At 64.3% G+C, this 13,899-nt stretch carries 10 protein-coding genes; 3 read left to right on the top strand and 7 right to left on the bottom strand.

Features of this window, described 5'->3' with window-relative positions; genetic code table 11:
• Nucleotides 1-6: 6 nt before the first annotated feature.
• The 7 genes from FJ471_RS02900 to FJ471_RS02930 form a co-directional block, all read right to left on the bottom strand.
• Nucleotides 7-1,482, bottom strand: coding sequence for an aspartate aminotransferase family protein (locus tag FJ471_RS02900; protein WP_140801661.1), 1,476 nt, complete (start codon nt 1,480-1,482; stop codon nt 7-9).
• Between the two features lie 22 nt (nt 1,483-1,504).
• Entirely contained in the window at nt 1,505-2,512 is a 1,008-nt protein-coding gene (locus FJ471_RS02905) for an NAD(P)-dependent oxidoreductase (RefSeq protein WP_140801662.1), read from the bottom strand.
• Complete coding sequence (locus tag FJ471_RS02910; RefSeq protein WP_140801663.1) at nt 2,509-2,943, bottom strand: EamA family transporter; 435 nt, start codon at nt 2,941-2,943, stop codon at nt 2,509-2,511. Before FJ471_RS02910 ends, FJ471_RS02905 begins: the two co-directional genes overlap by 4 nt.
• Nucleotides 2,944-3,066: 123 nt before the next feature.
• Nucleotides 3,067-4,419 carry an FAD-binding oxidoreductase gene (locus FJ471_RS02915; RefSeq protein WP_140801664.1) on the bottom strand — a complete coding sequence of 451 codons (1,353 nt, stop codon included), beginning with the start codon at nt 4,417-4,419 and terminating at the stop codon, nt 3,067-3,069.
• Nucleotides 4,419-5,852, bottom strand: coding sequence for a UbiA family prenyltransferase (locus FJ471_RS02920; protein WP_140801665.1), 1,434 nt, complete (start codon nt 5,850-5,852; stop codon nt 4,419-4,421). Before FJ471_RS02920 ends, FJ471_RS02915 begins: the two co-directional genes overlap by 1 nt.
• A gap of 246 nt (nt 5,853-6,098) precedes the next feature.
• Nucleotides 6,099-6,362, bottom strand: coding sequence for a hypothetical protein (locus tag FJ471_RS02925; protein ID WP_140801666.1), 264 nt, complete (start codon nt 6,360-6,362; stop codon nt 6,099-6,101).
• Nucleotides 6,363-6,651: 289 nt separating this feature from the next.
• Nucleotides 6,652-9,141: a mechanosensitive ion channel family protein gene (locus FJ471_RS02930; protein ID WP_140801667.1), complete on the bottom strand. Its 2,490-nt coding sequence runs from the start codon at nt 9,139-9,141 to the stop codon at nt 6,652-6,654.
• 193 nt (nt 9,142-9,334) lie between these two features.
• Between FJ471_RS02930 and FJ471_RS02935 the strand changes: the two genes are divergently transcribed.
• Genes FJ471_RS02935 through FJ471_RS02945 form a run of 3 tightly spaced genes read left to right on the top strand, consistent with a single transcriptional unit; the run spans nt 9,335 to nt 13,892 of the window.
• Nucleotides 9,335-10,594 (top strand): sarcosine oxidase subunit beta, encoded by a 1,260-nt coding sequence (locus FJ471_RS02935; RefSeq protein ID WP_140801668.1) that lies wholly within the window; start codon nt 9,335-9,337, stop codon nt 10,592-10,594.
• Nucleotides 10,595-10,608: 14 nt separating this feature from the next.
• Nucleotides 10,609-10,887 (top strand): sarcosine oxidase subunit delta, encoded by a 279-nt coding sequence (locus tag FJ471_RS02940; protein WP_140801669.1) that lies wholly within the window; start codon nt 10,609-10,611, stop codon nt 10,885-10,887.
• On the top strand, nt 10,884-13,892 hold the full coding sequence (locus tag FJ471_RS02945) for a sarcosine oxidase subunit alpha (RefSeq protein ID WP_140801670.1): 3,009 nt from the start codon (nt 10,884-10,886) through the stop codon (nt 13,890-13,892). Before FJ471_RS02940 ends, FJ471_RS02945 begins: the two co-directional genes overlap by 4 nt.
• The last annotated feature ends 7 nt before the right edge of the window (nt 13,893-13,899 follow it).

A 13,899-nucleotide genomic window follows, 5' to 3' on the forward strand; every position in this document is an offset into this window, starting at 1 on the left:
CGGCCTCTACTTGCCGACCTGGCTTTTCACGAAATCCTTCACGATCGCCACGATGCCGCGCGACAACAAGCTGTCGAAGGCATCGACGAAGCGGTCGATATGCTCGGGCTGGCAGATCAGCGGCGGCTCGAGCCGGATGACGTTGCGGTTGTATTCGGTGAAGGCGACGAGCACGTCGTAGTCGCGCAGAAGCAACGAGCCGACGAAGCCCGACAGGGAGCCCTTCAGCTTGTCGTCGAGCACGCTCACCACCGGTCTGAGCACCATCGGCAGGGTCTGCGAGAAATCGTGGAACTCGAGCCCGATCATAAAGCCCTTGCCGCGCACGTCCTTGATGATCTTCGGATATTTTTCCTTGAGCGCCTTGAGCCGCTGCAAAAGGTACTCGCCGGTCGAGGCGGCGTTGTCGATCAGCCCCTCGTCATAGAGCACATTGATGCCCTCGATCGCGGTGACGCAGGCCTCGCCCATGCCGCCGAAGGTCGCCATGGCATGGATCATCGCCGTCTTCGGCGTGCCATAGGCCTTCATGTAGACGTCGCGCCTGGCAATCATGGCGCCGACCGCCGCCTTGCCGGCGCCAAGCGACTTCGCCAGCGCCGTCACATCCGGCACCACGCCGTAGTGCTCGAAGGCGTAGAAGCGACCCGAGCGGCCATAGCCGCACTGCACTTCATCGGCGACCCACAGCACACCATGCCGGTCGCAAAGCGCGCGCAGCTTCTGCCAATATTCGGCCGGCGCCTGGACGATGCCGCCACCGCCCTGGATGGTCTCCAGCACGATGACGCCGATCTCGGGATCGCTCTTGAACAGCCGCTCGACGGCGTCGATGTCGGCGAAGGGAACGCGGACCGTATTGTCAGCCATCTTGAAGTCGGCGCGGTAGAGCTGGCCGTCGGTGATGCCGAGCACACCCTTGGTCTTGCCGTGGAAGGAATTCTCGGCATAGACGATTTTTGGCCGCTTCGGTCCAGCGGCGCGCTCGGCGAGCTTCACCGCCGCTTCCATGGCCTCCGAGCCGGACGAGCCGAGGAACACCATGTCGAGGTCGCCGGGCGAGCATTTGGCGATGTTGTGCGCAAGGGCTGCCGCATATTGCGACATGAAGGCGATGGCGATCTCCTGGCGCTTTTCCTCCTGGAACTTCTTGCGGGCATCCAGGATGCGCGGATGGTTGTGGCCGAAGGCGAGCGAGCCGAAGCCGCCGAAGAAGTCGAGGATCTTGCGGCCGTTCTGGTCGACGTAGAACATGCCCTCGGCGCGCTCGATCTTGACCTTGTGGAAGCCGAGCAGCTTCATGAAATGCAGCTGTCCGGGGTTGAGATGCGCCTTGAACAGGTCGGTGATGCGGGCGACGTCCATCGCCTTCGCCTGCTCGACGCTGATCAGCTCGGGCTTGGCGATGGAGGTGGGCGAAAGCGCCGGCGCGTCGACCAGCGTGCGCGCGCCTGTCTGTTCCGGCTTGGCCATGACGGTCATCTCTGAATCTCCCTTCGTCGCCCTATTCGGCAGGCACGTGTGTGGTGGCGACGGCATGGCCGTCCTTCTTGGCGCGGTATTCGCTGTAGGCGGCGATCAGCATGTCCTCGTCGCGATATTGCGGCACCCAGCCGAGCTGGCGCTCGGCCTTGGACACGTCGAGCACGCACTCCTCGTCGGCGATCAGATACTGTTCCGGATCCATGATCGGCATGTTCACGAGATCGAGCAGGTCGAGCGTGCGCTTGACCGCCCAGCCGGGCGTCGGCAGCAGGATCGACCGCGAGCCGGCATGGCGGATCAGGTCGCCGAGCAATCTTTTGACCGGCGGCGGATTGAGCGAGCCGAGATTATAGGCCTCGTTCGGCACGCCGGCTTTCCAGGCCGCGCGGGCGGCCTCCGCGCAGTCGAACACCGAGATGAACTGATAGGGATTCCTGCCCGAGCCGATCATCGGCACCGGAAGGCTCCAGTCGATCAGCTTGAACAGCTTTTCCAGGATGCCGAGGCGTCCGGGGCCGATGATCAGGCGCGGCCTGAACAACGAGACCGACATGCCGCGCTTGCGCCATTCAGCGGCGAGCTCCTCGGTCTTGAGTTTCGACAGCCCGTACTCGCCGAGCGGCGAGACCGGATGGTCCTCGGTCATCGGCAGCACCACCGTATGGCCGTAGATCATGTCGGTCGTGTAGTGGACCAGCTTCGACGCACCGGCCTTGTCCATCGCCTGCATGATGTTCTCGGAGCCGTGGAAATTCACCGGGAAGAAGAAATCATGCCGCTTGGCGCGCACCTGGATCGGCGACAGCATCTTGGCCGACAAATTGTAGACCATGTCATCGGCCTTGAGCCCCACCTTCGCGACCGAGGCGGGATCGGTGACGTCGCAGGTGATGAAGCGCAGCGAGCGGTAATGCGGCAGGTCGCTCTTGACGATATCGGCGACGACGACGGTCTCGCCATCGGCGACGAGCTTGGGGGCAAGGTGACGGCCGACGAAGCCATCGCCGCCGAAAATCACATGTCTCATCGAACGACCTCGCTTGTGCCGATCTTGTCGGGATTGATGGATGCGGTCCTGTCCTCATGCCCGCGTCCACTTTGCGCGATCAGGACCGTGCCGACGCAGATGCAGGCGATGCCGGCGATGCGCCAGCCATTGAGGTCCTCGCGGAAGACGAAATAGGCAAAGATCGCCACGGCGACGTAGGCGAGGCTGAGGAACGGATAGGCGAAGCTGAGCTCGACCTTGGACAGCACATAAAGATGCGACGCCATCGAGATGACGAAGGTGCACAGGCCGAGGAACACCCAGGGGCTGAACACGATCTGCAGGAGCTTGACGAGCGGATTGACGCCTTCGAAGGAGATCGGCCCCATCGACATCATGCCCTGCTTCAGCATCAGTTGCGCCGCGGCATTGGTCATGACCGTGAAGAGAATGAAGATTATGTATTTCATTGTTGCTACCCCGCCCCTTGGGCGGTCCTATTACAGACCTGCAAATATTTCGTGAAGCTCGGACGGTGTTTTGCGTAAACCAGGGCGCAACGTTTCATTTACCACGATTTATTCGACTTTTATCTATTCCGCAGCTTCCGAAACTCCTCTCGTTACATCCAGTCTTTTCGCCGTCCGCGCCCAGAAACCCGACAGGAAAGCCGGGTCGCGGAGCGCCTCCAGCTGCTGCCATTGCGGGAACGACACGGCGAATATCTCAGGCCCCATCCGGGCGTCCTTGTAGGGGTTCACCGCCCCGCCGGCCTCGACCGTGATGCGGTCGAGCTCGGCGAGCAGCCGCAACGTCCTTTCGCCCCGGTTGGGGAAATCGAGCGTCAGCGTGTAACCCGGCCGTGGGAACGACAGCAGCGCCGGCGAGCGGACGTCGCCGAAGCGCTTGAGCACCGTCAGGAACGATCCCTCGCCCGCCCGCCGCGCAGCCTCGAGCAACGCCGGGACGATGCGACGGGCATCTTCGTCCGACACCACGCTCTGGTGCTGGAAAAGCCCGCGCGGCCCGTAGAGCCGGTTCCAGTCGCGGACGCCGTCGAGCGGAAAGAAGAAGCCCTGATAGCTCGCCTGGCGCGGAGCCTCGGACTTGCCCTTTTTCCAGCGATAGGCCGCATTGAAGACGGTGAGGAAAGGCCGGTTCAGCATATTGAATGGCTGCTGCACCGGCACGGAAAGCCGGCTGCCGGCATTGGCGGCGGCGTGCGAGCCGTGCTCGGCATGATTGCCGGTGAACAAAAGCCCGCGCCCGCGCCCGTGGCCGCCGGCAAGCTGGTCGATCCAGGCGACGGCATATTCGTTGGCCTGGTCGGCCGCCTCGGCAAGATCGAAGAATTCGCCGAGATCGCGAAACCGCGTCGCCTTTTCGGCTATGTCGAGCGAGGGCACCCGCATCAGCTTGATCGATGCCGACAGGATCAGCCCGGTCAGGCCCATGCCGCCGATCGTTGCCCCGAAAAGGCGGACATTGTCGGTTGCCGAGCAATGATAGGTTCGTCCGTCGGACCGGAGCAGCGTCAAGGCCTCGACATGGCAGCCGAAGGTGCCGCGCCGATGATGGTTCTTGCCGTGGACGTCATTGGCGATCGCGCCGCCCAGCGTCACGAACTGCGTGCCTGGAACCACGGCCGGAAAGAAGCCGTGGGGTGCGGCAAAAGCGATGATGTCGCAAAGCAGCGTGCCGGCATCCGCTTCGAGCACGCCGGTCTCGGCGTTGAAGGAACGGATGAGGTTGAGCGGCCGCATATCGACCACCATGCCGGCATCGTTCTGGCAGCTGTCGCCATAGGAACGGCCATTGCCATAGCCGAGCAGCGATCCCGGCGTCGCCGCGCCCTTTTTCAGAATGGCGATCGCCTCGTCCGCCGTGATCGCCTTCCGCGCCGGCGGGGTCGCCAGTCCGAAGCTGCCGAAGCGCTCCCGCCCCATCACCAGCCTCCGGCGACGAGGAAGACCGCGCCGATGGCGACGACGATCTGGCTGCGCCAGTCACGGATGATGAAGACGACCGGGTCGTCATGCATCTCGTCGCGCCGGGCGAGGATCCAGACGCGCATCGTCAGGTAAAGCACGATCGGCGCCAGCGGCCATATCAGCCACGGATGCGGATAGAGCTCGCGCACCGCCGGGCTGTCCATATAGAGCGCCAGGACCATCGCCGACGAGAAAGCCGACGCCATGCCGGCCTGGGCGACGATCTCCTGGTCCTCGGTGCGATAGCCGCGGCCGGCGATGCGCTCGCCTGGAGGAATGGCCGTGGTGCGCAGTTCGACGAAGCGCTTCACCAGCGCCAGCGACAAGAAGAAGAAGATCGAGAAGGCGAGCAGCCAGAAGGAGACATCGACGCCGGTGGCGGCCGCACCCGCCAGCACGCGGATCGTGTAGAGGCCGGCGAGCGTCAGCACATCGACGAGCAGCATGCGCTTGAACGACAGCGAATAGGCGGTGGTGACGGCCATGTAGCCCAAAAGCACGCCGAGGAACTCGATCGGAAGGAAGAGGCTTGCGGCGATGCCGATCGCAAGCAGCCCGGCGATCGCGCCGAGACCGAACGGAATGGACAGCGCGCCGCTGGCGAAAGGCCGGTTGCGTTTTGTCGGGTGCTTGCGGTCCAGCGCCAGGTCGAAGAAATCGTTGAGGATATAGATGGCGGACGCCACGGCGCTGAAAGAGACGAACGCCAGCAGGCACTGCCATATCATGTCCGGATTGAAATATTCGTGTGACAGCACCATCGGCACGGCGATCAGCGAGTTCTTCAGCCACTGATGCATGCGCAGCATCTTGACGTAGGTCCCCAGCGTCGGCTTCGGCGCCGGCATGGCCTCGGCTTGATGCGCCGCCTGCCAGCGCCGCGCGCTAAGGTCGGGCGCCACCACGAGCGCGTTGCGCGCGGCGTCGAACACTTTGAGATCGTGGCGGCTGTTGCCGGCATAGTCGAAGCCTGCGTCGCCATAGGCGGCGACAAGCGCTGCGCATTTCCTGCCGGAGGTCATGTTGTGCGGGCCGTCGGTCGCCAGCACATGATCGAAGATACCGAGATGCGCCGCGATCGCCTCCGCGAATTTGCGCGGCGTTCCCGTCGCCAGCACGATCTTGCGGCCCTCCCGGTGCTCGGCGCGCAGCCGGTCAAGCAGGTCCTGACGGTAAGGCAGCGAGGCCGGGTCCATGTCGACGCGCCTGGCGATCTCCTGCTTCAGCCGTGCCGGGCCGCCTGTCAGCCACAGAGGCAGGAGAAAGAGATAGAGCGGGTTTTTCTTGAGCAGGATGAACAGGCCTTCCCACAGAAGGTCCGTTGCAATCAGCGTACCGTCGAGATCGACCGCAAGCGGAATTGCGTTCCTGTCCGACCTCGCGTCCATTGTCCTGCCCCGATCGAGCGCAAGATCCCGAAATTCCGATCACGGAAAGATCATGCGCCAACTCAACCCACGCCGTATGCCGGCGTCCTCGGGTCGGATATAGCGGGTCATGACGCAGCGAACGTTAAAACGCTCGGTTGCAGCGCGCTGCCATACCGGTTTTTCGACGTCATCGTTAAGCGTCGGCTACCGGAAACGATAAAAGGCCGGACATCGGTCCGGCCTTTGCCAATCTTGCGGTGAAGTTTACTTGATACGGGCCGCGCCGCCCGAGATTTCGACCGTCTCCGAGCCGGTCAGGGCTTCGAGGTCGCCATTGGGCAGGGTGACGAAGCAGCCGCTCGAGCAGAACTCCACCGTCTCGCCGGCGGCAAGCGTCAGCTCGCTCTTGGCGCCGCCTTCGGTCACGACCAGGGTCCGCGTCTGAGCGTCCCTGTTGATCGCGCTGGCGGCGAAAGCCGAACCGCTCAGGGCCAACAAAGCGATGGCGGCAACGACAGACTTCCACATTGCAATTCCGGTGTTTGCACACCGCCTCTGTTCAAGTTTGCAAGGCATTCTCGCCCTTTGCATCGAAGCTTATATGAGATGTTACCTGAACCGCAACTGAATGCCGCATTCATGCCACAATCGGTTTCGGTATCGCAGACAACGTCGCCGAAGGTGTGTCGAGCTTCGGGCCGGCCGGGTCGAAAATGGCGAGTTCCGAGAACCGGAGCGGAGTACTTCAAGTATGTGAGCACCGGAAGCGCAGGAAACCGTCATTTGCAGGCCGGCCTCACCCGAATGTCGATGCACCTCAGCCCGGGTCGGGCTTGCGGCCCCTCCGCTTCAGCTTGACGAGCCGCTCCCGCTCGGCCGCGGCTTCCGCTTCCAGCCTTTGGCGCTCGGCGAATTCGGCCTCGATCTTGTCGTCGTCGATCGGCCAGGCTTCGTGCTTCTTGCTCTCGACAACCGCCCGGGGCGTCGACGGGATCTCGATCCGCTCCTCCTCGAAGATGTCGAAGATGGCGAAGCGGATGTCGTTCTGCACGACGCTGCCGTTCATGATGTCGGCGACGAACACGCGGATTTCGAATTCGAGCGCGGCAAGTCCAAAATTGGCGAAGAGAACGAACGGCTCGGGATTCTTCAGCACCATCGGGTGGGCGCGCGCGATATCCATCAGGATGGCATGGACCCGCTTGACGTCGCTGCCATAGGCGACGCCGACCTTGATGTCGATGCGCCCAAGCTTGTTGCGATGCGTCCAGTTGCCGACCGCATTGTTGATCAGGTTCGAGTTGGGCAGGATCACCGCCTGGCGCTGGAAGGTCTCGATCTCGGTGGCGCGCACGCTGATCTTCCGCACCGTGCCGCTGACGTCGCCCGCGACGATCCAGTCGCCGACCTTGAACGGTCGCTCGGCAAGCAGGATCAGGCCCGAGACGAAATTCGAGACCACGTTCTGCAGGCCGAAGCCGATACCCAGCGAAAGCGCGCCGGCAACCAGTGCCAGATTGGAAAGATCGATGCCCGCGGCCGAGATGCCGACTAGGCCGGCAACCGCCACGCCGGCATAGCCGACGCCAAGACGGATCGAATTTCGCACGCCGGCATCGACCTTGCCGCGCGCCATCACCGAGCCGTCCAGCCAGCCCTGGAACCAGCGCGTCAGGAAATAGCCGATGACGAAGACGACGATGCCGCTGAGGATGCCGAGGAAGGAGATGGTCACCGAACCGATCGCGACGCCGGTAGCCAGCTTGTAGGCCCAGGCCTCGATATCGCCGGGCTGGAAGCCCCACATCAAAAGGATCAACGGCAGGAACACCAGCACAATCATCAGGTTGATGGCGATGCTGACGACCAGGCCGAGCTGGTCGAGGGCGGTATCCTCATAGCTGGAGTTTTCCGAAAGCCATCGCCCTACCGAAGTATCGGCAAAGCCGCCCTCCTCCCCGATCGCGCGCGCCGACAGGAAGCCGATATAGGCGGTCACCAGGACGGTGCCGGTCACCACGACCTGGAACGAGACGAAAAGCGCAAGGCCGATATAGCCAAGCAGCGCCGCGGCAATGGTGAACAGGCCGAGCCCGATGGCAAGGAAGCGAAGCCATGCCGGCCAGGGGCGCCATGAGCCGTCGGCCGCCCTGAACGGCCGCAGCAGTCCCATCAGGATCAGGATGACCCCGACGATGATGGTGGCGACAAAGCCCCTGGCGATCGTCAGCGAAAGCGGCGAACCCATCTTCTCGTTGACGACCGACAGGAAGTAATTGAACCCGAGCACCAGCGCCATTGCGGTCGTCAGCCCGACGAGCCAGCGCGCGGGACCGGTCGCGACCGGGATCAGCCGCCAATTGGGCAGCCGCGGTTCGAGCGCCGCGTTGGTCAGCCGGTTGACGCAGAACACCATGCCGATCACCGTCAGCAAGGCGTTGAGGAACGTGCCGATATCGCCACGCAGCACATTGTAATAATTGAAGAAGAACACAGCCGAGGCGAAGAAGACGCCGAGCGCCAGGGTCGGCAGCAGCGTCGACCAGAAGGCTACCGACAGGCGGCTGAGATAGGACGGATCCTCGACCGCCGGGTCGGCCTCGAATATGCGGCCGAACAGGCGCCTGCCGCCGATCAACAGCACGGCCGCCAGCGCCAACGCCATGAGCGTCGCCGCAAGGATCGCCTGGAACTTGAACCTGACGGCGAAGCTCAACCAGGACGACACCGCCTTGTAGAGGCCCGTGAACTGGTCATGCGCGTCGGAAAGGGCCTGCGGGCTCAGAGCTTCGGTCAGGTCGTAGTGCTTGGTGATGACGCTGCGGAAAAGCTCGCTGCGCATGGCTGCGATCTTGTCGACCAGCCCGTTGACGCGGATCGACAGGTTTTGCGCGCTGGCGATGACCGCGTTGATCTGGGCCTTTTCCGAGGAGAGCGCGCTGCGCTCGTTGCTGACGATCACCGGCTCAGGGGGCTGCCCTTGGGCCGGCGGCGGGCCGAGCACCTCGACACGATTGTTGATGTCGGTGAGGCGCTGCCGGAACGCCAGCGCGCTGTTCAGCGCCGCTCGCGAAATATCCTCGAGCTGCAACCGGATGTCGACGAGCCCCGCATCGTCCTGGTCGGGGTCGCTCAGTTTCTTCTCCAGGCTATCGGTCTTGGCCGTCAGGTCCTGGATGACCTTGGTCTGATCGGCGATGAGCTGCGACGAACCATGGCCGATCGCCTGCGCCGACGCCTCGAGCGCCGGCTGCCCGAAGACAGCGACGATGATGACCAGGATCAGGCGCAGCAGGCGGAAGGACATGACTTTGTTGGCGACTCGCGGCCGAAAATTCTCGAAATTTCCGCCCTTGATAAAGACCGGCATATCGGGCGGCAAGCCGTCCCGATCGTGTCGGTGGGAGTCGGCCTGTCGAAAAGCGATGGCGCAATCTTGGCTTTGCGCCTCCCGCCTGCTCTATAGTCTGCCGCCTCGCATCATAAGGACGATAGAAAGAATGGCGGAATATTCAGCCTTTTCGCTGCTCAAGAACGCGCTGACCGGCAACAAGGATTGGAAGCCCGCCTGGCGCAAGCCGGATCCCAAGGCGTCCTATGACGTGATCGTCATCGGCGGCGGCGGCCATGGCCTCTCGACCGCCTATTACCTTGCCAAGGAACACGGCATCACCAATGTCGCGGTGCTGGAAAAAGGCTGGCTCGGCTCCGGCAATGTCGGCCGCAACACCACGGCTGTGCGCTCCAATTATCTTTTGCCGCAGAATACCCGCTTCTACGAGCATTCGATGAAGCTGTGGGAGAACCTCTCGCACGACCTCAACTACAACGTCATGTTCTCGCAGCGCGGCTGCCTGAACCTCGCGCACACGCCCGCCCAGCTTGACGATTATGCAAGGCGCGGCAACGCCATGCGCCATCTCGGCGTCGACGCCGAACTGATGAATGTCGACCAGATCAAGCGGCTTGTGCCGGCGCTGGACGTCTCGGGTTCGGCGCGCTTCCCGGTTCTTGGCGGACTGATGCAGCCGCGTGCCGGTACCGCCCGGCACGACGCGGTCGCCTGGGGCTATGCGCGCGGCGCCGACCGGCGCGGCGTCGACATCATCGAGAATTGCGAGGTCACCGGCTTCCTGCGCGACGGCGGGCGCATCACCGGCGTTTCGACGACGCGCGGTGAAATCCGCGCCAAGAAGGTCGCGCTTGCGGTTGCCGGCAGCACCGGCCAGGTCATGCAGCTTGCCGGCATTTCGCACATGCCGATCGAAAGTCATGTCCTGCAGGCCTTCGTTTCGGAATCGCTGAAGCCCGTCGTCGACACAGTTCTCACCTTCGGCATGGGCCATTTCTACATTTCGCAGTCCGACAAGGGCGGCCTCGTCTATGGCGGCGACCTCGACGGCTACAACAGCTACGCGCAGCGCGGCAGCCTGCCGATCGTCGATGAGGTGATGAGCGAGATGCTGGCGCTGTTCCCCGGCCTGGCCCGGGTGCGCATGCTGCGCTCCTGGGGCGGACTGTGCGACATGACGATGGACGGCTCGCCGATCATCACCGCCGGCCCGCTGCCGGGCATGTATCTCAATTGCGGCTGGTGTTACGGCGGCTTCAAGGCGACACCCGCCTCCGGCTGGTGCTTTGCCTACACAATAGCCAAGGACGAGCCGCACGAATTCAACGCGCCCTTCACGCTCGACCGCTTTTATCGTGGCTTGATCATCGACGACAAAGGCCAGGGCGCGAACCCGCGGCTGCATTAGGGTTTTGAAAGAGAATGCTTATCACCTGTCCCTATTGCGGGCCGCGCGACGTCATCGAATTTACCTACCAGGGCGACGGCAACCGCGAGCGGCCGCAGCCCGCCTCGCAGAACCTCGACGCCTGGAATGCCTATGTCTACGACCGGCTGAACCCGGCCGGCGACCACAATGAGATCTGGCAGCATTCCGGCGGCTGCCGCGCGCATCTGAGGGTCGTGCGCAACACCGTAACGCATGAGATCCTGAGCACCGCCTTCGCGCGTGGCGGCCACAAGACGGAGGGCCGCTCGTGAGCCCGCGCCGCACCGAGACCGGCGGCCGGATCGACCGGCTGCGCACCATCCGCTTCACCTTCGACGGCGCGCCCTATACAGGCCATGCCGGCGACACGCTGGCCTCGGCGCTGCTCGCCAATGGCGTGACGCTGTTCGGCCGCTCCTTCAAATACCATCGCCCGCGCGGCCTGCTCGCCGCCGGCGTCGAGGAGCCGAACGCGCTGGTGACGGTGCTGCGCGGCGAAGTGCGCGAGCCCAACATTGCCGCCACCATGGTCGAGATCTACGACGGGCTCGTCGCCGTCAGCCAGAACCGCACGCCTTCGCTCGCCTGGGACATCGGCGCCCTCAACCAGCTCGGCGGCAAGATCCTGTCGGCCGGCTTCTATTACAAGACCTTCATGGGACCGGTGGTCGGACCGCTGAAGGGCACGCGCTTCTGGATGTTCTGCGAGCATTTCATTCGCCGCGCCGCCGGCCTCGGCAAGGCTGGCACCGCCCATGACCCAGCGCGCTACGAGCGCATGAACGCATTTTGCGACGTCCTGGTCGTCGGCTCCGGCCCGGCCGGCCTGATGGCGGCGAAGGCCGCCGCCGATCAGGGCGCCCGCGTCATTCTCGCCGATCTCGAAGCCAATTTCGGCGGCTCCGCCAACTGGTCGGGCGAAACCATCGACGGCATGCATGCCGCCGACTGGGCTCAGCGCGCCGTCGGGCAGCTCGAAGGCAACGACAATGTCCGCCTTTTGCCGCGCACCACGGTGTGGGGCTATTACGACGGCAATACGCTGGCCGCGCTGGAACGGGTGACCGACCACAAGGAAGTCGCCGCCAAGGGCGAGCCGCGCCAGCGCTACTGGGCGATCCGCGCCGGCACGGTGGTTCTTGCCACCGGCTCCTTCGAGCGGCCGCTGGTCTTCCCGGGCAACGATCGTCCGGGCGTCATGTTGGCGCATGCGGCCGAACGTTATGCCGTTGAATATGGCGTGCTGCCTGGACAGCGCATCGCGCTCTTCACCAACAATGACAGCGCCTACCGCTCGGCCGTCGCCTTGAAGAAGGCCGGCGCCGCGGTCGTTGCCATCATCGATGTCCGCGCCGACGTCTCGAACGAGATGCGCCGGCTGGCGAGCGATGCGGAAGCCGAGCTGCTCGCCGGCCATGCCGTGGTCGCGACCGAAGGCGGCAAGGCCCTCACCGGCCTCAAGGTGCAGCGCTTCGACGCTACGGGCGGGGCGCTGAGCGGCGACGAACGCAGCATCCATGCCGACAGCCTTCTGATGTCCGGCGGCTGGTCGCCGACCATCCACCTTGCCAGCCAGGTCGGCGCGAAGGCCGAATGGGATCCGGCGAGACAAGCCTTCCTGCCGCCGAAGCCGACGCAGCGCAGGCCAAATCAGCAATGGATCGGCGCCGGCGCCTTCACCGGCAGTTTTTCGACTGCCGAAGCCATCGCCGAAGGCCGCGCGGCCGGCCTTCAGGCGGCTGGCGGCGCGGCTTCATCCGCTCCCCTGCCCGTCGTCGAGGCGGCCCCCGGCGACCCCGATCCGGCGCCGGTCTTCGAGATCAAGGCCAAGGGCAAGAGTTTTGTCGACTTCCAGCACGATGTGACCGCCGAGGACGTGCGGCTCGCGCATCGCGAAGGCTTCGTCTCGGTCGAGCATCTGAAGCGCTACACCACGCTTGGCATGGCGACCGACCAGGGCAAGAACTCCAACGTGCCGGGCTTGGCCATCATGGCCGAGGCGCTCGGCAAGCCGATCCCCGAAGTCGGCACGACGCGCTTCCGCCCGCCCTACACGGCGGTGTCGATCGGTTCGCTCGCCGCCGAACGCTTCGGCGACCTCAAGCCCGAGCGGCTGACGCCGATGCATGACTGGCACCTCGCCAATGGCGCAAGAATGTACTCCGCGGGCCTCTGGTACCGGCCGATGATCTACGGCCTCGCCGGCGAGACGGTCGAGCAGACCTATGTGCGTGAAGCACGAGCCACGCGCGACAGCGCCGGCATCGTCGATGTGTCGACGCTGGGCAAGATCGCCGTGCAGGGACCAGACGCGGCCGAGTTCCTCGACCGCGTCTACACCAACATGTTTTCCACGCTCGCGGTCGGCAAGGCCCGCTACGGCCTGATGCTGCGCGAGGACGGGCTTGCCTTCGACGACGGCACCACCTGGCGGCTCGGCGAGCAGGACTTCCTGATGACCACCACCACCGCCAATGCCGGCAAGGTGATGCAGCATCTGGAATATTTCCTCGACGTCATCTGGCCGGAGCTCAAGGTCACCGTCACCTCCGTCACCGATGAATGGGCGGGCGCGGCGATCGGAGGACCGAACGCGCGCGCCATCCTTGCTTCTTGCGTCACCGGCACCGCCGTCGACAACGCCATCCTGCCCTTCATGGGCATCGTCCATGGCCGGATCGCCGGCGTTCCGGTGATGATCTGCCGGCTGTCCTTCTCCGGCGAAATGGCGTTCGAGGTCTATTCGGGCGCCGGCTACGGCACCCGCGTCTGGGAGGCCTTGATCGAGGCCGGCAAGCCTTTCGGCCTGGTCACCTACGGACTCGAGGCACTGGGCACGATGCGCATCGAGAAGGGTCATGTCACCGGCGCCGAGATCGACGGCCGCACCACCGCGCGCGACCTCCATCTCGATTGGATGCTGTCGAAGAAGAAGCCCTTCATCGGCTCGGCCATGATGGACCGGGAGGGCCTGATCGGCTCCGACCGGCTGGAGCTGGTCGGGGTGATCGCGCTCGACAACCGAGCGCTCAACGGCGGCGGGCATATCGTCGAGGAACTGGACGAGGCCAATCCGCACGACTCGCTCGGCCACATCACCGCCTGCTGCTATTCGCCGGCGCTGGGCAAGTACATCGCGCTGGCCCTGGTCGAGGGCGGCAAGGCGCGTCACGGGACCCGCGCCTTCGTCTCCGATCCGCTGCGCAACCGGTTCGGGCCGGTCGAGATCGTTTCCAACCATTTCTTCGATCCGGACGGGAGCCGCATGCATGGCTGAGCAGCAT

The sequence above is a fragment of the Mesorhizobium sp. B2-7-1 genome (assembly GCF_006440735.1).
Taxonomy (GTDB): domain Bacteria; phylum Pseudomonadota; class Alphaproteobacteria; order Rhizobiales; family Rhizobiaceae; genus Mesorhizobium.

What these genes read in the sequence shown, in the direction of transcription:
- FJ471_RS02930 (WP_140801667.1), bottom strand. Translation starts at nt 9,141, where the DNA reads ATGTCCTTCCGCCTGCTGCGCCTGATCCTGGTCATCATCGTCGCTGTC.
- FJ471_RS02915 (WP_140801664.1), bottom strand. Translation starts at nt 4,419, where the DNA reads ATGGGGCGGGAGCGCTTCGGCAGCTTCGGACTGGCGACCCCGCCGGCG.
- FJ471_RS02920 (WP_140801665.1), bottom strand. Translation starts at nt 5,852, where the DNA reads ATGGACGCGAGGTCGGACAGGAACGCAATTCCGCTTGCGGTCGATCTC.
- FJ471_RS02905 (WP_140801662.1), bottom strand. Translation starts at nt 2,512, where the DNA reads ATGAGACATGTGATTTTCGGCGGCGATGGCTTCGTCGGCCGTCACCTT.
- FJ471_RS02940 (WP_140801669.1), top strand. Translation starts at nt 10,609, where the DNA reads ATGCTTATCACCTGTCCCTATTGCGGGCCGCGCGACGTCATCGAATTT.
- FJ471_RS02925 (WP_140801666.1), bottom strand. Translation starts at nt 6,362, where the DNA reads ATGTGGAAGTCTGTCGTTGCCGCCATCGCTTTGTTGGCCCTGAGCGGT.
- FJ471_RS02935 (WP_140801668.1), top strand. Translation starts at nt 9,335, where the DNA reads ATGGCGGAATATTCAGCCTTTTCGCTGCTCAAGAACGCGCTGACCGGC.
- FJ471_RS02900 (WP_140801661.1), bottom strand. Translation starts at nt 1,482, where the DNA reads ATGACCGTCATGGCCAAGCCGGAACAGACAGGCGCGCGCACGCTGGTC.
- FJ471_RS02910 (WP_140801663.1), bottom strand. Translation starts at nt 2,943, where the DNA reads ATGAAATACATAATCTTCATTCTCTTCACGGTCATGACCAATGCCGCG.